This window comes from Kitasatospora sp. Xyl93, from assembly GCF_055383135.1.
This window is the reverse complement of sequence record NZ_AP029185.1, coordinates 5,059,183-5,077,845: the sequence shown is the minus strand read 5'-3', so window position 1 is coordinate 5,077,845 and position 18,663 is coordinate 5,059,183. Positions and strand designations below refer to the sequence as shown.

15 protein-coding genes and 1 riboswitch are annotated in these 18,663 nt (G+C 72.8%); of the genes, 5 read left to right on the top strand and 10 right to left on the bottom strand.

Annotation, left to right across the window (positions count from 1 at the left end; all coding sequences use genetic code 11):
* Window positions 1-13: 13 nt before the first annotated feature.
* The 4 genes from ACZ5GH_RS22705 to ACZ5GH_RS22690 form a co-directional block, all read right to left on the bottom strand.
* Window positions 14-1,465 carry a glycosyltransferase family 2 protein gene (locus ACZ5GH_RS22705; RefSeq protein WP_387750102.1) on the bottom strand — a complete coding sequence of 484 codons (1,452 nt, stop codon included), beginning with the start codon at window positions 1,463-1,465 and terminating at the stop codon, window positions 14-16.
* 79 nt (window positions 1,466-1,544) lie between these two features.
* Window positions 1,545-2,279, bottom strand: coding sequence for a hypothetical protein (locus ACZ5GH_RS22700; protein WP_464335126.1), 735 nt, complete (start codon window positions 2,277-2,279; stop codon window positions 1,545-1,547).
* 167 nt (window positions 2,280-2,446) lie between these two features.
* A complete protein-coding gene (locus ACZ5GH_RS22695) occupies window positions 2,447-3,901 on the bottom strand; it encodes a glycoside hydrolase family 26 protein (RefSeq protein WP_387750097.1) in 1,455 nt (484 codons plus the stop codon).
* Window positions 3,902-4,080: 179 nt separating this feature from the next.
* On the bottom strand, window positions 4,081-5,025 hold the full coding sequence (locus tag ACZ5GH_RS22690; protein WP_387750094.1) for a hypothetical protein: 945 nt from the start codon (window positions 5,023-5,025) through the stop codon (window positions 4,081-4,083).
* Between the two features lie 401 nt (window positions 5,026-5,426).
* A riboswitch (cobalamin riboswitch) is annotated at window positions 5,427-5,552 on the top strand.
* A 192-nt stretch (window positions 5,553-5,744) separates the two neighbouring features.
* Between ACZ5GH_RS22690 and ACZ5GH_RS22685 the strand changes: the two genes are divergently transcribed.
* From ACZ5GH_RS22685 to ACZ5GH_RS22665, 5 genes are all read left to right on the top strand, one after another.
* Window positions 5,745-8,156, top strand: coding sequence for a ribonucleoside-diphosphate reductase subunit alpha (locus ACZ5GH_RS22685; protein ID WP_387750593.1), 2,412 nt, complete (start codon window positions 5,745-5,747; stop codon window positions 8,154-8,156).
* Window positions 8,156-9,175, top strand: a complete 1,020-nt coding sequence (locus ACZ5GH_RS22680) for a ribonucleotide-diphosphate reductase subunit beta (protein WP_387750092.1) — start codon at window positions 8,156-8,158, stop codon at window positions 9,173-9,175. The genes ACZ5GH_RS22685 and ACZ5GH_RS22680 overlap by 1 nt, the downstream gene beginning before the upstream one ends.
* A gap of 76 nt (window positions 9,176-9,251) precedes the next feature.
* Window positions 9,252-9,389, top strand: coding sequence for a hypothetical protein (locus ACZ5GH_RS22675; RefSeq protein ID WP_387750089.1), 138 nt, complete (start codon window positions 9,252-9,254; stop codon window positions 9,387-9,389).
* Between the two features lie 157 nt (window positions 9,390-9,546).
* Window positions 9,547-10,599 carry a ferritin-like domain-containing protein gene (locus ACZ5GH_RS22670; RefSeq protein ID WP_387750086.1) on the top strand — a complete coding sequence of 351 codons (1,053 nt, stop codon included), beginning with the start codon at window positions 9,547-9,549 and terminating at the stop codon, window positions 10,597-10,599.
* Window positions 10,600-10,740: 141 nt separating this feature from the next.
* Complete coding sequence (locus ACZ5GH_RS22665) at window positions 10,741-11,724, top strand: NAD-dependent epimerase/dehydratase family protein (protein ID WP_387750083.1); 984 nt, start codon at window positions 10,741-10,743, stop codon at window positions 11,722-11,724.
* 238 nt (window positions 11,725-11,962) lie between these two features.
* Here the strand turns inward: ACZ5GH_RS22665 and def are convergent, their stop codons facing one another.
* The 6 genes from def to ACZ5GH_RS22635 form a co-directional block, all read right to left on the bottom strand.
* Window positions 11,963-12,604, bottom strand: coding sequence for a peptide deformylase (gene def / locus ACZ5GH_RS22660; RefSeq protein ID WP_387750080.1), 642 nt, complete (start codon window positions 12,602-12,604; stop codon window positions 11,963-11,965).
* Window positions 12,605-12,647: 43 nt separating this feature from the next.
* Window positions 12,648-13,640, bottom strand: a complete 993-nt coding sequence (locus tag ACZ5GH_RS22655) for a tetratricopeptide repeat protein (protein WP_387750078.1) — start codon at window positions 13,638-13,640, stop codon at window positions 12,648-12,650.
* 288 nt (window positions 13,641-13,928) lie between these two features.
* A complete protein-coding gene (locus tag ACZ5GH_RS22650) occupies window positions 13,929-15,302 on the bottom strand; it encodes an HD-GYP domain-containing protein (protein WP_464335125.1) in 1,374 nt (457 codons plus the stop codon).
* 116 nt (window positions 15,303-15,418) lie between these two features.
* The gene (locus ACZ5GH_RS22645; protein ID WP_464335124.1) at window positions 15,419-16,852 is read right to left on the bottom strand and encodes an HD-GYP domain-containing protein; all 1,434 of its coding nucleotides are present in this window, start codon (window positions 16,850-16,852) and stop codon (window positions 15,419-15,421) included.
* Between the two features lie 393 nt (window positions 16,853-17,245).
* The gene (rsrA, locus tag ACZ5GH_RS22640; RefSeq protein WP_387750073.1) at window positions 17,246-17,656 is read right to left on the bottom strand and encodes a mycothiol system anti-sigma-R factor; all 411 of its coding nucleotides are present in this window, start codon (window positions 17,654-17,656) and stop codon (window positions 17,246-17,248) included.
* Entirely contained in the window at window positions 17,653-18,396 is a 744-nt protein-coding gene (locus ACZ5GH_RS22635; RefSeq protein ID WP_387750071.1) for a sigma-70 family RNA polymerase sigma factor, read from the bottom strand. The genes rsrA and ACZ5GH_RS22635 overlap by 4 nt, the downstream gene beginning before the upstream one ends.
* Between the last annotated feature and the right edge of the window lie 267 nt (window positions 18,397-18,663).

Below are 18,663 nucleotides of genomic sequence, written 5' to 3'. Positions count from 1 at the left end.
TCGTGACTTCCGATCAGGCCGGCTTGGCGATGACGACGAACTTGTTCTCCTCGCGCTTCAGGAACTTGATCAGTCCCCTCAGCCCTCCCCAGCCCTCCAGGAAGGAGAAGAGCGGAATGCCCGCCACCACCACGATCGGCTCCCACCACTTGCGCCGGTGGTTGGCCGAGGCCACCACGTTCAGCCGCAGGCCCTCCCAGTACGTCCAGATGACGTAGGCGAAGTTGATCGCCCAGACCAGCACCACGGACTGGGTGACCGGCGAGGTGTTCCAGGTGCCGGTGAACCACGCCACCAGCAGCACCAGTCCGACGTGCTGCAGCGGGCCCAGCACCCAGCTGACCATGCCCATCCCGATGAACAGCCGGTACCGCAGCGGGATGGTCTTGTTGAAGCAGAGCGCGACCAGGCCCCAGGCCCAGCGCTCGCGCTGCTTGAGGAAGTCCTTGACGCCGGCCGGCGAGGCGCCGTAGCAGCGGCCGTTGAACCAGTCGCTGCGGCCGGGGTAGCGCTGGCAGAAGTTGAGCGCCATCTGGGCGTCCTCGACGATGGTCTTCGGTCCGAAGTCCCAGCCGATGGTGGCCTCCACCGACGAGCGCACGATCAGCAGCTCGCCGTGCACGCCCGCGATCGGGGTGCCGGTGCCGGTCATCGCGCGGAAGCGGGCGATGTCGTCGGCCGGGCGGATCGCGTCGGCGAGCCAGGTGAAGGTGGAGACGGCGTTCTCGCGCGGGTACGTCAGGATGCCCTGCGCCATGTGCTTGGCGTCGTCCCCGGCCCGGCGCTGCCGGTTGACGAACTGGGCGACGGCGGCGGCGGTGTCCGGGCCGACGCCGGTGTCGTCGTCCATGTGCAGCACCCAGACGTCGTCCTCGGCCTCGCCCTCCTCGATCCGCAGCTCGTGCGAGTAGTGGTTGGCGCGGGCCTTGAACTTGGTGCCGTTGGGCGTCTCGTACGCCTTCGGCACGGTCACCACCCGGATCAGCGGGTGGCGCTCGGCCAGCTCGTCGATCTTCTCCGCGGCGGCGCAGCCCTCCTCGGTGAGGATGTCCACCCGCATCCACGGGAAGTACGGCGGCAGGTGCTCGACGTACGAGAGCACCGAGCGCTCCAGCGCCGGGTAGGTGTCGTGGCGGCCGATGGTCGGCACCAGCACGATCAGGAAGTCGTCCTCGACGGGTGCGGCCGGCGTCATCCGGCTGACCTGGCGCAGCCGGCGGCGGACCATCAGCACACCCTGGAAGCCGATCAGCACGCCGAACACCGGCATGCCCCACAGGATGGTGATCGCCCAGCCTAGCGGCGTGGGGTTGGGCACGTACGCCCACACCGAGAACGCGAAGATGATCACGAAGGATATGTAGAACGGCGCCACCCGGGGCTTCCACGACATCTGTCGCTCGGCGAGCCGGGCGGCCTCGCGGGACGTGGTCAGCACCGTCCGCTCGGCGGTTGTCGATGACATGGCGAAAGTGGTTCCTCGTCTGGTGTCGGCTCGGCCCCGGGCGGGGCAGGGGTCGTTCGTGATCGGTCAGCCCGGTGGGTCAGCCCTGCGGCGGACGGTCCGCGGGCGGCGGCGCGACCGGGCCGGTCGGCACCTGGCCCGGAGTCACCGGACCGGGGGCCGGCGCGCCGGGCTGCGGCTGGACGCCGGGCCACGGCTGGGCGGGCTGCTGCTGGTGCTGCGGGTACGGCAGCGGCGCCGGCGGCTGGCCCCAGCCGGGCTGGTGCTGTCCGGGCAAGGGCTGCGGCCAGCCGGGCTGCGGGTACGGCTGAGGCTGCGGCTGCCCCCAGGCGGCGGGCTGGGACTGGAACGGCGGCGGCGCCTGGGCCGCTGCGCCGCCCGGCTGCTCCCGCCAGACCGAACGGCCCAGCAGCGCGATCAGCACCGCGGTGACCACCACCCCGATCCCGAAGGTCGCGAGCTTGAGCCAGCCCTCGGTGGTACCGGTGAACCACTCCCGCTGCGGCGCGTCCAGCAGCGCCCCGACCAGGCTGCGCACCCGGTTGTACCCCTCGACCAGCGCGACACCGGCCGCCACCCCGAGCGCCCAGTTGCGCCCGCGCAGCAGCAGGATGCCCGCAACCAGGTACAGCAGGCCGTAGTTGAGGCTGCCGGTCTCGGCGTTCACCGAGGAGCCGCCGTAGTAGAAGACGCCCTTGAGGTACGTGGCGACGCCGACCTGGCCGAAGCAGTTGTACCCGGCCCAGCCGAGCAGCACCGCGCCCCAGCCGACGGCCACGCCGCCGGCCACGCGCATCGGACCCGTCCCTGTCATCCCGTATCCCCCGCCCCTTTGGGCCCGTCCCGGCCGTTCGCCCGCCCTCGGCTTCGCCGCCACAGGATGCCACACGCCGCAACGGAGCCGGAATTCCACCCGTTCGGCGGAGCGCGCGGTGCGGCCCACCTCACACCGCCGACCACCGGGCCGACGGTGCGGGCGGCTCAACGCACGTGCAGACCACTCCAGTCGACGTTCGCGCCGAAGGTGCCGGAGCCGCCGGTGAGCGCCAGCGGACTGCGGTACGTCGCGGTGACGTCCGCGGCCGAGTTGCGCGGCTGGTCCGGCAGCAGGTTGTTCGCGGTGAGCGACTGCCCCCAGACCGTCCAGATCGTCCAGGGCGTGCGCCGCAGGGTCTCCGGCTGGCGGGAGTTGACCGGGACGGCGAAGGACTCGGCCAGCATCCGCGGCTTGCCGTAGGCGGACAGCCCGTCGTAGTACCGCTTGGTCCACACCTCGCCGGTGCCGATCGGGTGCGCCGGGCTGCCGCTGTAGTCGTCCACCCCGACCACGTCGACGAACCGGGCGCCCGGGTAGTAGTCCCAGGGGTCCACGCCCGGGGCGCCGTCCCAGGACACCGGCGTCCAGACGAACAGCAGGTTGTGCAGCCCCCGGGTCTCCACCAGGTACCGGTAGGTGATCTTCCACAGCGCCTGGTACTCGGCCGGCTTCTGGCCCGCCCACCAGAACCGGCGGGAGCAGTCCAGCACGTTCATCTCGTGGTACGGGCGCAGCAGCACCGGCACGTCGTGGGCGGCCAGGTACTCCAGGTGGTCGGCCAGGTAGGAGAGGTCGGTGATCAGCGCGCGGTACTCGGGGGTGTCGTGCGCCGCGTCCACGACCCGCCCGAACCAGTCGGGGTCCTTGGCCGCCGGCGAGTTCGAACAGAGCACCCGGTCGAAGGACTTGACCTCCGAGCCGGGGTACGGCTGGTGGAAGGACATGCCGACGATCCCGGCCGGGCCGCCGCCGTTGTCGGGCAGTTCGGTGCTGCTGCCGTCGCAGTTCTGCTGCACGCCCGCCGCGCCGTAGCCGCCGTCCTCGGCGCGCGGGTGGCCGCTCCAGACGGCGGACAGCAGGTCGACGGCGTCGTCGGTGTACTGCCAGCCGGCCCGGCAGGTGGGCCAGCGGCCGGCCGAGTAGGAGCGCGGGTTGCCGACGCCCCAGCCGTTCTGGCCGTAGCCGGGGCCGAGGTCGGTCTCCACGAAGCCGGGCAGCTTGCCGGTGATGTCGGCGGCCTTCTTGTAGTAGTAGCCGACCTGCTTGGTGCCCCGGTAGTCCCCGTACTCGGGGTTGTTGCGCTCGTTGTGCGCCTCGACGTGCTGGCCGATCACCGTGCCGCCGCTCTGCCCGGTACGGGCCTGGGCCTCCAGGTCGGCGAGGAACTGCTGGACCGCGCGGGCGTTCGGCGAGGCCTGCGGGTCCCGGGCGAGCAGGTCCCGGCCGACCTCCGGCGGCAGGGTGCGTCCGGGAAGGCCGACCGACACCGGGACCCTCGGGGGCTGTTCGCCGTCGGCCCTGCCGTCGTGGTCGAGCAGGAAGACCGCTCCCGCGGCGACGAGGGCCCCGGCCGCGGCCAGGACGGCGGGCTTGCCGCGCAGGGCTCTGGGCAGGGCCACGGACCGCTCCTCCGGTTGCTCGCCGGCGCCGCCCCCCACGGACGCAACCGGAACACGCATGCGAAATGACTGTCCCGAGAGCCTGCCACACTCCCCCGGCCCCCGCGAACGGTCCACCGGGGCCGGAGTGTCCCGGCGGGCCGACCCGCCGGGGTCACCGGCGGCGGCGTCCCGGCAGGTCAGCCCGCCGGAGCCGGCGGGGTCCCCTGAACACCGGGCGCGGCCGAGGACGCGGCCTTGGCACGCTTGAGCAGCTGCCCCTTCACGTGCTCGGCGAACCCGGAGGCCGCCGCGGTCGCCGTGGCGTCCGGGGCGTTGCCGCCCTTCGCCGATCCCTCGACGGTGAAGTACGCGTACCGGCCCAGGCTGTTGTGGGTGCCCGTGCAGCCGGCGGCGGCGCAGAACGCCGGCGATCCGGCCGCGGGCGCGCCCTTGAGCTGACCGGCGAAGTTCTTCGTCGCGGTCTCGGCCTGGATCTTGTGGTCGAAGACCGCCACCCCGACGGTGACCGCGCTCTCACCGGACACGTACGTCGCCCGGAGCACCTGCTGGCACCCCTGGTCGCCGAGCACCTTGCCCAGCCCGCCGGTCGTGGAGTTCCCGTCCCAGCAGGGCGAGTCCAGAGCCACCACGGTCCGGTTCCAGGTGGCACCGTTGATCGTCACCTGGAGCGAGGAGAAGAGCGCTCCCGCGTCCTGCGGCGCCGGGTCGGTGGCGACCTCCCAGATCGGCTTCGACGGGTCGTCCGGCTGGCCGGGCGTGCCGGAGGCGCTCGGGTTGGCCGTCGGCGGGGTGGTGGTGGCCGTCGTGGGGCCGTTGTCCTTCTTGCCCTTGAACAGCAGCACGCCGCCGGCGGCCAGGCCGCCGACCACGGCGACCGCGGCCACCACGCCGATGACCCTCATCCGGCGACGGCGCTTGCCGTCGGCCTCGTTGCGGTCCGCCAGCGCGTCCCAGTCCGGCTCGACCCGCTGCGGCGGGACGGGCTGCTGGGGCTGCTGCTGCAGGTGCCACTGCGGCTGGGGGTTCGGCTGCGGCTGCGCGACCGGGTGCGGCTGACCGACCGGGTGCGGCTGGGGCTGCGGCTGACCGACCGGCGGGGCCGGCTGCGGCGCAGGCGCCACCGGATGCGGCACCGGAGGGATGGGCTGTGCGACCGGCTGCGCCGACGGCACGACCGGCCCGTACGAGGCGGGCGGCGGCCCGAAACCTCCACTCGGCGGCGGTACCGGACCAGGTACCACCGGCTGCTGACTCTGTGCGCCCCCCGGCCCGGCGGGAGGCGTTCCCTGCGGCCCCTGCCCAGGTACGCCAGTTCCGTCGCTCATGCGCCCAGATCGTAGGGCATCCGCATGACCACCGGTCCTCCCGGTGGCCATTCCGTATCGAAACCAGGACGCCCCGGCCCGGCTTCCGGAGTCGCCGAGGGCCATCGTCCGCCATGGTTCCGGCACGACCGGTTATCGCCCAGACACGCGGCGCCGCACTACATCTGGGGCCGCTTCAGGGAGACACCACTACATGTATGCTCACTCCTGCTGTCGATGCAGGGGAACCCGGTGCGAATCCGGGACTGCCCCGCAGCGGTGTGCGGGCGGCTCCAGCAGCCGTGCCCGCGAGTCCGAGTACCTGCCGACGGCGTGCGCCACGGCCCTCCCGCAGAGGCCGCGCCGGCACGAGCAGTACCCCTCCGGGCCTCGCGGGCGGGCCGGGGAGTCACCGTCGCGCGACGCCGTCTGCGTTCGTGCCGTGCTCCCCTGCCCCGATCGGCCCGGTGGCCCCCGATCACCGCCGCCGATCGCCGCCAGGAGAGAGCGCCTTGACCACCGCTGCCTCAGCCACCCTGCCCGCCCAGGGCTCCGGTACCGCCTTCACCGACCCGACGGTCTCCGACCCCGGCGGCGCCCTGCTGCGGCTGCTCACCGACCGCAGCACCGACCTCACCGAGGTCGACCCCGGCCACGTCGCCGCCGCCGCGCTGCGCGGCCGCCACGCCGGCTCGGACTTCGCCGAACTCCGCGGGCTGGCCGTGGACGCCGCCGCGTCGATGATCGCCGAGGACCCCCAGTACTCGAAGCTGGCCGCCCGCCTGCTCGCCCTGGAGATCGTCGACGAGGCGAACAGCCAGGGCTCGACGTCCTTCTCCGCCTCGATCGCCGTCGGCCACGCCGAGGGCCTGATCGGCGACACCACCGCGGCCTTCGTCGCCAAGCACGCCGCCGCCCTGGACGCGCTGGTCGACACCGCGGGCGACGACCGCTTCGAATACTTCGGCCTGCGCACCGTGCAGTCCCGCTACCTGCTGCGCCACCCGATCACCCGCAAGGTGATCGAGACCCCGCAGCACTTCCTGCTCCGCGTCGCCTGCGGCCTGGCGGTCGGCGACAGCGAGCAGTCGGTGCGCGAGGTGGCCGAGCTGTACGGCCTGATGAGCCGCCTGGAGTACCTGACCTCCTCGCCGACGCTCTTCAACTCCGGCACCCGGCACCCGCAGATGTCGAGCTGCTACCTGCTCGACTCGCCGCTGGACAACCTGGACTCGATCTACAACCGCTACGCGCAGATCGCCCGCCTCTCCAAGCACGCCGGCGGCATCGGCCTGTCCTACTCGCGCATCCGCTCGCGCGGCAGCCTGATCCGCGGCACCAACGGCAAGTCCAACGGCATCGTGCCGTTCCTGCGCACCCTCGACTCCTCGGTCGCCGCCGTCAACCAGGGCGGCCGCCGCAAGGGCGCGGCCTGCGTCTACCTGGAGACCTGGCACGCCGACATCGAGGAGTTCCTGGAGCTCCGCGACAACACCGGCGAAGAGGCCCGCCGCACCCACAACCTCAACCTGGCGCACTGGATCCCGGACGAGTTCATGCGCCGGGTCAACGCCAACGAGGACTGGTCGCTGTTCTCGCCGGCCGACGTGCCCGAGCTGGTCGACCTGTGGGGCGCCGACTTCGACGAGGCGTACCGCAAGGCCGAGCTGGCCGGCAAGGCCGTGCGCACCATCCCGGCGCAGACCCTGTACGCCCGCATGATGCGCACCCTGGCGCAGACCGGCAACGGCTGGATGACCTTCAAGGACGCCTCCAACCGCGCCGCCAACCAGACCGCGCTGCCGGGCCGCACGGTGCACTCCTCCAACCTGTGCACCGAGATCCTGGAGGTCACGGACGACTCCGAGACCGCCGTCTGCAACCTGGGCTCGGTCAACCTGGGCGCCCACGTGGCCTCCGGCGCCTCGGCCGCCGACCTGCTCGGCGCCATGGACTGGGAGCGGCTGGACGCCACCGTGCGCACCGCCGTCACCTTCCTCGACCGCGTGGTGGACATCAACTTCTACCCGACCACCGAGGCCGGGACGTCCAACTCCCGCTGGCGGCCGGTCGGCCTGGGCGTGATGGGCCTCCAGGACGTCTTCTTCAAGCTGCGGATCGACTTCGACTCCGCCGAGGCGAAGCAGCTGTCCACGCTGATCGCCGAGCGCATCATGCTCACCGCCTACGAGCGCTCCGCCGACCTGGCCGAGCAGCTGGGCCGCCACGAGGCGTACGGCGAGACCCGCGCCGCCCGGGGCGAGCTGCACATCGACCACTTCCCGAGCGCCGCCCCGCAGTGGGCCGACCGCTGGACGGCGCTGCGCGCCCGGATCGCCGAGACCGGCCTGCGCAACTCGCTGCTGCTGGCCATCGCGCCGACCGCGACCATCGCCTCCATCGCCGGCGTGTACGAGTGCATCGAGCCGCAGGTGTCCAACCTGTTCAAGCGCGAGACGCTGAGCGGCGAGTTCCTCCAGGTCAACCCGTACCTGGTGCGCGAGCTCAAGGAGCTGGGCGTCTGGGACCAGCAGACCCGGGACGCCCTGCGCGACGCCAACGGCTCGGTGCAGGAGCTGAACTGGCTGCCCGCCGAGGTCCGTTCGCTGTACCGGACGGCCTGGGAGCTGCCGCAGCGCGCGCTGATCGACCTGGCGGCGGCCCGCATGCCGTACCTGGACCAGAGCCAGTCCCTGAACCTGTTCATGGCGGCGCCGACCATCGGCAAGCTCAGCTCGATGTACGCCTACGCGTGGAAGGTCGGCCTGAAGACCACCTACTACCTGCGTTCACGCCCGGCCACCCGGATCGCCCAGGCCGCGTCCGGCACCGCCCGCGCCGCCGCGCCGGCGCCCGTGCCCGTGAACAGCCCGACCCTCACCCCGGAGCAGGAAGCCGCCATCGCCTGCTCCCTGGAGAACCCCGAGTCCTGCGAGGCCTGCCAGTGATGTCCCCGTCCGAAGACCGCAAGATGCTGCTCGACCCCGGCTTCGAGCTGACCCTGCGTCCGATGCGCTACCCGTCGTTCTACGACCGGTACCGGGACGCCATCAAGAACACCTGGACGGTGGAGGAGGTGGACCTGCACTCGGACGTCGCGGACCTGGCGAAGCTCAGCGAGGGCGAGCGCCACCTCATCGGGCGACTGGTCGCGTTCTTCGCCACCGGTGACTCGATCGTCTCCAACAACGTGGTGCTGAGCCTCTACAAGCACATCAACTCCCCGGAGGCGCGGCTGTACCTGTCGCGCCAGCTGTTCGAGGAGGCCGTGCACGTCCAGTTCTACCTGACGCTGCTCGACACCTACCTGCCCGACCCGGAGGACCGCAACGCGGCCTTCGCCGCGGTGGAGAACATCCCCTCCATCCGCCAGAAGGCCCAGTTCTGCTTCAAGTACATGAACGCGGTCGACCACATCGAGTCGCTGCAGACGAAGGAGGACAGGCGGGCGTTCCTGCTCAACCTGATCTGCTTCGCGGCGTGTGTGGAAGGCCTGTTCTTCTATGGCGCGTTCGCCTACGTGTACTGGTTCCGCAGCCGGGGCCTGCTGCACGGCCTGGCCACCGGCACCAACTGGGTGTTCCGCGACGAGTCCATGCACATGGACTTCGCGATGTCGGTCGTCGACACCGTCCGCGAGGAGGAGCCCGACCTCTTCGACGACGAGATGGCCAAGCAGGTGACGGAGATGCTGGAGGAGGCCGTCGAGGCCGAGCTCCAGTTCGCCCAGGACCTGTGCGGTGACGGCCTGCCCGGCATGAACACCGCGTCGATGCGGGAGTACCTGCAGGCGGTGGCGGACCAGCGCCTCGCGCGCCTCGGCCTGCCGATCCGCTACGGGTCGACGAACCCGTTCGGCTTCATGGAGCTCCAGAACGTCCAGGAGCTGACCAACTTCTTCGAGCGCCGGGTGTCGGCGTACCAGGTCGCCGTCGAGGGCACCGTCGCCTTCGACGACGACTTCTAGGACGACTTCTAGGACGAGAAGAACGAACGACAGCGGTGCCCCGCACGGCCAACGGCCCGTGCGGGGCACCGCTGTCATGTCCGTCGGCGACTTGTGCCACTCAGGTCCTGCGGCACTCTCCGGCGAGAACGACGACAGCTGGAGCGTCACCCTCCACGTCGGCGACATGACCGACTGGACCGCCCGCCCGATCACCGTCACCTCCCGGCCCTGAAGTCCCCCGCCCCGCCCGGCGTTCACGCCGGGCGGGGCGGCCGCAGGTCCACGCGCGCCCGTCCGGATGAACTCCCGGGCCGCACCGGCATTCCACGCCCGCGGACGACCGAGCCCCGGCTACGGTCCGGCGCACAGCCGAACGAAAGGGGTACACCGTGGCGACGACCGGCATCCTGGACTACGAGAGCGACGCGATCGTCCAGCTCATGAACATCGCCGAGGAGGACTGGACCGAGCAGGAGCTCAAGGACGCGCTCCAGCGGGCGATCATGCTGGAGCTCTCCACCATCCCGCCCTACGCCACCGCGCTCTGGTCGATCACCGACAAGACCCAGCCCGTCCGCCGCACCATCCGCGAGATCGTCTTCGACGAGATGTCGCACTTCGGCCTGGTCTGCAACATGCTCACCAGCATCGGCGGCACCGTGGCCCTCATCGACCCGCTCACCGTCCCCAAGTACCCCGGCGAGCTGCCGGGTGGCGTCAACCCGGGGCTGGAGGTCTTCCTCAGCGGGCTGACCCGCGAGTCCGCCACCCTCTTCTCCGACATCGAGAAGCCCGAGAACCCGCTGGCCTTCGCCGCGGACGGCAACACGATCGGCGCCTTCTACCAGCGCATCGCCGATGTCTTCCCGAACTTCGCGCACCTGCTGACCGGGCAGAACCAGGTGACCTTCCCGCTCGGGTCGGGCCACGGCGCGGGCAACGACATCGTCGCGATGAACACCATCGACGACGTCCTGAAGGCGATCGACATCATCCAGACCCAGGGCGAGGGCACCACGGCTTCCCCGGCCAATCCCTTCCCCGGGCCCACGGACGAACTCGCCCACTACTACGCCTTCAAGGAGATCGCCGTCGGCAAGAAGCTGGTGAAGAACCCCGCCACCGGGAAGTTCGAGTTCACCGGCCCCGACGTTCCGCTCCCGCCCACCGCACCGGTCGCCCGCGTCCCCGCCGGCGGCTGGGCGAACGACCCCGCCAACGCACCCGACGCGGCCACCGCCGCCGTGCTGCAGGAGTTCAACGCCACCTACACCGACATGCTGAAGGCCCTCCACGACGCCTGGCGCGGAACCCCGGACCGGCTGTTCGACGCGATCAGCGACATGGGCGACCTGGGCGACACCGCAGAGCGGATCAACGCCGTCAAGCTCCCCAGCGACCCCCACTCGACCTACGGTCCGGAGTGGCTCTTCATCCCGTAGGGGACCCGAACCGAGGCCGAGGGCCGGTGCGGACGGTGGTCCGCACCGGCCCCATTCCTGTCCGCCCGATATTTCACCCGGACGGACGCGGTTCCGCAGGCCTGGAGCGCGGGCGTGTTCAACGGCTGATATATCGAATATATGCTCGAAGAATACGACAAGGTATTGGTGTCGGGCGGACTGGGTTTCGTCGGCCGGCACCTGACCAACGCCCTGCTCTTCCTGGGCAAGGAAGTGGCGATCATCGACAACGCCCGGACCGCGACGAGCATCTCGGCGCCGTCCGGGGCCACCCTGCACATGCTGGACATCCGCGAGGTCGACGCCATCGCCGAGGCCGTGGACGACGCCGACCTGGCCTTCCACGTCGCCGCCAACGCGAACGGCACCCTGTCGGTGACCCAGCCCCGCCTGGACTTCGAGATCAACGCGCTCGGCACGCTCTCCTTCGCCGAGGCCCTCCTCAAGGCGTCCGTACGCCGGGTCGTCTACGTCTCGTCCGCGTCCGTCTACGGCATACCCCGGCGGTTCCCGATGGACGAGGACCACCCGACCCGCCCCTTCGTGCCGTACGGGGCGTCCAAGCTCAGCGGTGAGATCACCTGCCTGGCCCTCCACCGCGCCTGCGGGCTGCCCGTGGTGGTCGGCCGACCGTTCTGCGTCTACGGCCCCGGGGAGAACCCGCACGAGGCGATGGTCGAGGTCGGACGCTTCCTGCGCTGGCACCTCAACCACCGGCCCATCCAGATCGTGGGCGACATCGACCGCAAGACCCGCGACTTCGTCCACGTCACCGACCTGGTCCAGGGGCTGCTGACGATCGCCGACCGGGCCGAACCGGGCGAGGTGTTCAACATCGGCTCCGGCACCGAGGTGTCGATGCGCGACCTCGTCAACGTGATCGGGGAGGCCACCGGCGTCCCGCCCGAGGTCAGCGTGATCCCGGAGATCGAGGACGACACCTACCGGCTGGTCGGCGACATCTCCAAGCTCACGGGCCTGGGGTACCGACCGGCGGTCACGCTCGCCGAGGGTGTGCGCGACCTGGCCGACCACCTCGGTGCGAACCCGGAACTCCCCGGCAGCCCGACCATCTTCTCCCGCGGCCAGCACGGCGAGTCCTGATCCGCGCACCCGGCCGACGGCCGGGCGGCCACGACGGCCGGCGCGGGCACGGCCGCCGGGCCCGCCCGGAGCCGGCTGCCGTCGGTGCTCAGCAGGCCGGGCAGGACGGTCGCGATGCCGAGCCCGAGCGCGCACCCGGCAGCCGACACCGCCGGCCCGACCAGGACGGCCTCGGCCATACGAAAGGACGGGGCCGGTCCGGGAATCCCCGGACCGGCCCCCAACCGGCCTCGGCGAGTTACTCGTTCGGCACGGTCGCGTACTTCGGGGTGCCCTCGGCCATCTGCCGCAGGGCGTCCTTGCGGTCCCGCTTCGACAGCTTGTCGATGTAGAGGGTGCCGTAGAGGTGATCGGTCTCGTGCTGGAGGCAGCGGGCGAAGAAGCCGGTGCCCTCGACCCGGATCGGCTTGCCGTCCTTGTCGACGCCGGTGACCGCGGCGAAGTCCGGGCGGGGCAGCTCGGCGTAGGCGCCGGGGACGGAGAGGCAGCCCTCGTTGCCGTCGTCCAGGCCGCGGCGGCGATCCGCCGGGTACTCCTCCAGCTTCGGGTTGATCACGTGGCCGATGTGGCGCACGCCCTCGTCGTCCGGGCAGTCGTAGACGAAGACCTTGAGGTCGACGCCGATCTGGTTGGCGGCGAGGCCGACGCCCTCGGCGGCGTACATGGACTGGAACATGTCGTCGACCAGCGCGGACAGCTCGTCGTCGAACGCGGTGACGTCCTTGACCTCGCGGTGCAGCACCGGATTGCCGACGACGGTGATCGGGCGCGCGGTGCCCTTGCCGAGGTCGGGCTCCTCACCGATCACCTTCACGGGCGTCTCGGGCGCCGCCCCCTCCACGTCGTGCTCGTGCTCGTGCTGCTCGGCCTGCTCCGCCATGTCTTCCGCTTCCGTCGGTGTACGCGTTACCTCACCAGGGTACTCAGCACACTTCTTCGAGATCCCGGTAAGCCCGGCTTGCCGGGGCGGCCGCGACCCAGCGGTCCAGCAGGGTGCGCACCAGGTGGGCCGGCGCGGCGATCCCGCACTCGCGCTCGACCAGCCAGGACATCCCGGCCGCGCCGCCCTGGCTGAGGTGGCTGAGGTGGCCGGGGTGGGCGGCGTCGCCGTCGTCGTGCGGGTCGTGGTGGGCGGCGACGCCGTCGTCGGAGGCCATCCGGCTCTCCGAGCAGGCGCGGCACAGCAGCCGCACCGAGGACGTCCAGTCCTCGGCCGCGTAGCCGGCGTCGGCGACCAGCCGCTCCAGCGCGTCCCGGTCCCCGGCGGTGGCGGCCTGCAGCAGCACCACGTAGGTCGGCACCGGCGACGGCGCCCACAGCTCGATCTCGTCGAACACCGGGTAGGCGACGCCGTCGGTGACCCGCTCGCCGTGCGGGGCGCCGTCGTGCAGCACCACCTCGCCCCAGCGGCGGCCGGAGGACGGCAGCGGGATGGACAGCACCTCGATCCGGGCCGGGTCCAGCCGGCGGCCCCAGACCACCTCGGACTCGCCGTCCGGGGAGAGCCGCACCGGGGTGGTGCCGAGGTCCAGGCTGACCGGGCCGTCCTGCTGCCCGCCGGGGCCGCCGGGCAGCTTCAGCCCGTACGCCTGCCAGGCGCGGCGGGCCAGCGGCCAGTCCTGGAGGGCGGTGGCGGTGATGCCGAGGTTCCACCAGTCCGGGGCGCCGTGCTCGCGGTCCAGCAGGGCGACGGCGCGCAGGCCGGCCGAGCGGGCCTGCTCCCAGTCCCGGCGGAACTTGTGCAGCAGGGCGAGGTTGAACCAGGAGTCGGAGAGCCACGGCTCCAGGTCGGCGGCCATCACCAGCAGCGCGCCGGCGTCCTCGTAGCGGCCGTCGCCGATCAGCGTGAAGGCCCGGTCGGTCGTCTGCCGCCAGGTGGCGGACGGCCGGTGCCGTGCCCGGTGGAAGATCCTCACGTTCGTCCCTGCCGTCGTCGTCCGCTCAAGTCCCGTGCCACCGTGCCCGTACCGCCTCGGACGGCGTGCGGGCCCGGTGCCCCGGGTCGGTGTTCCACGCTACGACCGCATCCAACCACGCCCGCCCCCGCCCGCGCTCCCCACCGCCGAGGTTGGGGCCCGCCCCTCCCCAGCCTGCCTGCCCGATCCCGCCCGCTCAACCCCTGGGGCCCCCAGCCCGGTTCCCCGGGGCCCGCGGCGGAGGCGGGCGGCCCGGGCCGTCCGGGCCCCGCCCCCCCGGACCGCCCCTCAGCGCCGGGCCTGCCCGCCCACCCGGACCAGGGCGTCCACCACGCGGGCGTCGTAGACCCGGCCGCGGCCCAGCCGCAGCGCCTCCAGCGCCTCCAGCCGCCCGACCGCCTCGCCGACGCCCCGGCTGCGGGCCGCCGTGAGCAGGTCGTCGTGGGCGTTGGCGACCCGGATGATCCGGGACGCGAGCGGCACCGGGCCCTCGGCGGCCGGCCCGGTGCACGGGTCGGCCAGCCGGGCGACCTGCTCGGCGACCTGCCGGGGCACCCCGGTGCGGCTGATCACCTCGCTGCCGAGCCGGGCGATCCGCTGCTGCTCGGCGCAGGGCAGCAGCGCGGTGGCGCCGTCCGGCACCGGTTCGACCAGGGACAGCTGGCCGACGTCGTGCATCAGCGCGGCGTACTCCAACAGGGCGAGCTCGCGGGTGCCCAGACCCAGCTCGCGGCCCAGCGCGCACGCCGTGTCCGCAACCCTGCGCGCGTGCCCGTGCGGGGTGTAGCCGGCCACCTCGGTGGCCCGGGCGAGGCTGGCGATGGTCTGCCCGGTGGTGGCCCGCACGGCGGCGGCGCGCCGGAAGGACACCTGGGCGAGCAGCAGCGGGCTGCAGAACAGCGGCAGCGCCCAGAGCCCCACCTCGCCGGCCGCGAGGCTGACCAGCATCCCGGTGGCGACGATCGCCGAGCCGATGCCGAACAGCGAGCGCAGCTCGTCCTCCAGCGCCGCCGGGAAGCGCGGCCCGCCGCCGGAGCGGCGCTGCAGCGCCGCCAGGGTGGCGTCGCAGAGCGCGGCCAGCGCGGCGACGGTGGTCAGGAACGCCCCGTACGCCGGGCCCGCGGGCGAGAAGCGGTCGACCGCGCCGCCGTTGTAGAGCGGCTGGAAGACGGCGGCGGCGAAGCCGACGGCGAGCAGCCGGCGCGCGGCGCCGTCGCGGCGGGCCGGGTCGGCCCAGGCCGGACGGCGGTCGGGGCGCCCGGGGCCGTCCGGCAGGACGCGGCGCGGCAGGACGAGGCCCGCCAGCCAGGCCAGCACCAGGCCGGTCCCGGTCACCGCGACCACCTGGAGCGTGCCGTGCGCGGTCGGCACCCCGCGCAGCGGCCCGAGCAGGGCGTACGCCAGCGCGCCGGCCGCGCCGATGGGCGCCTGCTCCCGATCCCCCGGAAGGGTGATCCGGACGCACTCGCCGAGCGCGATCAGGGTGGTGAACGCCAGCGCCACCCCGGGCTCGGCGACTCCGCGCACCGCGACCGCGCCCAGCGCGAGCGCCAGCAGGGCGGCGGCCGCCGCATGTACGGCGCGCGCGGTGCGTCCGCAGGGCGCGCGGCCCAGGACCGCGCGCCGCAGCACCCGGGGCGCGAACGCCCCGGACCCGGGCACCGCCCGCCCGTCGGCGGCACCGGCGGCCGCCCGGTCGACCGCCCGACCGGCGGCCCGACGCCCGTCGGCCGAGCGCCCGAGGCCCTGACGTCCCCGGGCCGCGCGCCCGGGGGGCCTCACGGCTGCCCGGCCGCGGGAACGTTCCCGCCCTGGGTCGGCACCCGGCCCGGCGCCGCCCGGACCGGCTCGGGCACCCCGAGCGGGATGTCCGGCACCGCCTGGATGCAGTCCTCGGGGTGCACCACCGGCTGCCAGTCGTGCCCGGCCAGCGCGTCGATCAGCGCCCGCACCATCACCGGGTCGAACTGGCTGCCCGAGCAGCGCTCCAGCTCCGCGACCGCCTCGCCGACCGGGCGCCCGCGCCGGTAGGAGCGGGTGGAGGTCATCGAGTCGAAGGCGTCGGCGACCGAGATGATCCGGGCGAACTCGGGGATCTGCTCGCCGGCCAGCCCGCTCGGGTAGCCCCGGCCGTCCATCCGCTCGTGGTGGTGCAGGATCCCGGCGTGCGCCTCGCCGAGGAAGTCGATCCCGCGCACCAGCTCGTACCCGTACACGGGGTGGATCTCCACCGCCCGGCGCTCCTCCTCGGTGAGGGGACCGTTTCTGCGCAGCAGCTCGGTGGCCACCCCGAGCTTGCCGACGTCGTGCAGGATGCCGGCGAAGCGCAGGGTGCGCAGCCGCTCGTCCTCCATGCCGAGCTGAGTGGCGATCAGCACCGACGCCCGCCCGACCCGCTCGCTGTGGCCCCGGGTGTAGGAGTCCTTGATCTCCACGGCCTGCACCAGCGACTGCACGGTGGCCTGGTGGGCGTCCCGCTCGCGCTGGCCCTGGGCGAACACCCAGGCCGAGATGGACAGCGGCAGCAGCGTGAGCAGCGCCGCGAACGCGCCGTACGGGCCCTGCCAGAGCACCGCGACCATCAGCCCGCCGGCCGCGTGCACCAGCACCGGCAGTCCGCACGCCGAGTGCGCCCCGCGCAGCAGCACCCGGGGCCGGCGGCCTTCGCTGAGCACCAGCATCACGCCCACCACCGCCCCGTTGACCAGGCAGAACACCGCGACGGCGGCGATTGCGGGCAGCAGCGCGGCCGGAAAGCGGGAGCCGAGCAGCAGCTGCGGGCCGTGCAGCAGGTGGAAGGCGGCCGAGGAGGCGAAGGTGCACAGCGCGAGCTGGGAGCCGTTGAACAGCCGGCGCGGGCGGCAGCCGGGCCCGCTCGGTCCGCCGAGCAGCGCGGCCGGGACGGCGACCAGGGCGGCGGCGGCCGGCGGGAGCATCAGCACCCCGGCGAACAGCACCGGGAAGAAGGCGTGGACCCCGGGCCGGGCGGGCGCGCGCTCGGGCGGCGCCGACCGGCGCAGCAGTCGGCGCACCATCACCAGGCAGGGCGTGGGCAGGCCCTGGGCCAGGGACTCCCAGCAGCCGTGCAGGAAGGCCAGCAGGCCGACCTTGGGCCAGTCCACCGGCGCGCCGAGCCAGTGCGGCACCCCGGGGGCGGCCGCGGCCGGCAGCAGCGGCACCAGGCAGCACAGCGCCGCCACCGGGACGGCCACCAGGTAGCGCGCCGCCCCCCGCGGCAGGGTCGGTCCTCCACAGTCGGTAGCGATCTCGACCTCCCCGCCGTACGGACCCCGTGTTGCCTCGACACGTCGGGCGGACCGACGGTGAGTGTCCGTCAGGAGAATAGGCCGCCGCCCCCCGCATGGGGACGCATGATGGCGCAACGGCGCAGTTGGCGCACCGCCAACTCACTCGATCGAGTGAGGGCGCATCCGGGCGGAACGGGAGCGGCCCCGGGAGCTCGCACTCCCGGGGCCGCTGCCCTCCTTGCCCGAACCGTCCGGCCCGCCCTCACCGGCGGGCCGGCGGACCACCGCATCCGGTGGTCGACCACCCGAGCGACCACCGCACGGGCGTTCGCCGTACGGACGTTCGCCGACGGGCCGTCACTCCACCTGGGCGCCGGCCTCCACCGGAGCGCCGGAACGCCCGGCCGGCTTCGCCTCGGCGGCCCCGCCCGGCTTGGGCGCCGGCCGGGCCGACTCGGCGTGCAGCTCGACGGTGGTCTCCACCGCGACCACCACCTGCTCGCCCGAACGCTGCCCGGCCCGGATCGAGTCGATCCTGGCCAGCACCTTGCTCCGCAGGTCGGTCGGGGTGTCGTCGCACCCGCAGGAGCGCTTGATCAGCGCCTTGATCGCCTGCTCCAGCCCGTACTGCTTCAGGCAGGGCGAGCACTCCTCGAAGTGCACCCGCAACTTCGCGCAGTCGCCCTCGGGCATCTCGTTGTCGAGGAATTCGTAGAGGTGGTCGAGGACCTCGCCACACTCGGTTTCGTGCGGATCGCCGCAGCTCATGAGCCCGAGCCCTTCGCTTCCTGCCCTGCCCCGCTGCCGGCCGGGACCAGCCCGCGCTCACGGGCGTAATCCTCCAGCATGCCGCGCAGCTGACGGCGGCCGCGGTGCAGCCGGGACATCACCGTACCGATGGGAGTACCCATGATGTCCGCGATCTCCTTGTACGCAAAGCCTTCTACGTCCGCGAGATAGACGGCGATCCGGAATTCCTCCGGGATGGCCTGGAGCGCGTCCTTCACATCGCTGTCGGGGAGGTGGTCGAGCGCCTGGGTCTCGGCCGAGCGCAGACCGGTCGACATGTGCGACTCGGCCCGGGCCAGCTGCCAGTCCTCGATCTCCTCCGCCGCGGTGCGCTGGGGCTCCCGCTGCTTCTTGCGGTACGAGTTGATGAACGTGTTGGTGAGGATGCGGTACAGCCAGGCCTTGAGGTTCGTGCCCTCACGGAACTGGTGGAAGGACGCGTACGCCTTGGCGAACGCCTCCTGGAGCAGGTCCTCCGCGTCGGCGGGGTTGCGCGTCATGCGCAGCGCCGCCGAGTACATCGGATCCAGGTAGCCCAGGGCGTCGCGCTCGAAGCGCTCCCGCCGGGCCTCCTCGCTCTCCTCCGCCGACACCCGGTAGGTGTCCTCACCGATCGCCTCGGCCAGCTCCTCACCGGTGAGCGCCTCGCCCGCAGGCAGGGCCTCGTCCGGGCCACGGCCCGGCTCGGCCTCGTGCTCGGTCCCGACGACCGGACCCACCTCCTCGGCATGACGGGTACGGCCCACGGCGGGCCGCCCAGAAATGGAGGATATCGGGCTGACGGGCTTCTCGCCCGCGTCAAGCCACTCCGACCAGGAGGGTGCGAACGCCGTGGTGGCCTCGCGCTCCTCAGGCCGTTCCGGGCACGCGATCGAACCCATCTGCCCTGCCTCTCACCGGTGACTCCTGCTGACGGAGACGACAACCACGCGGGCCCCGCCCGCATTCCCGGTCGCACCAGGCATTCACTCGCACGAGTGATCGAG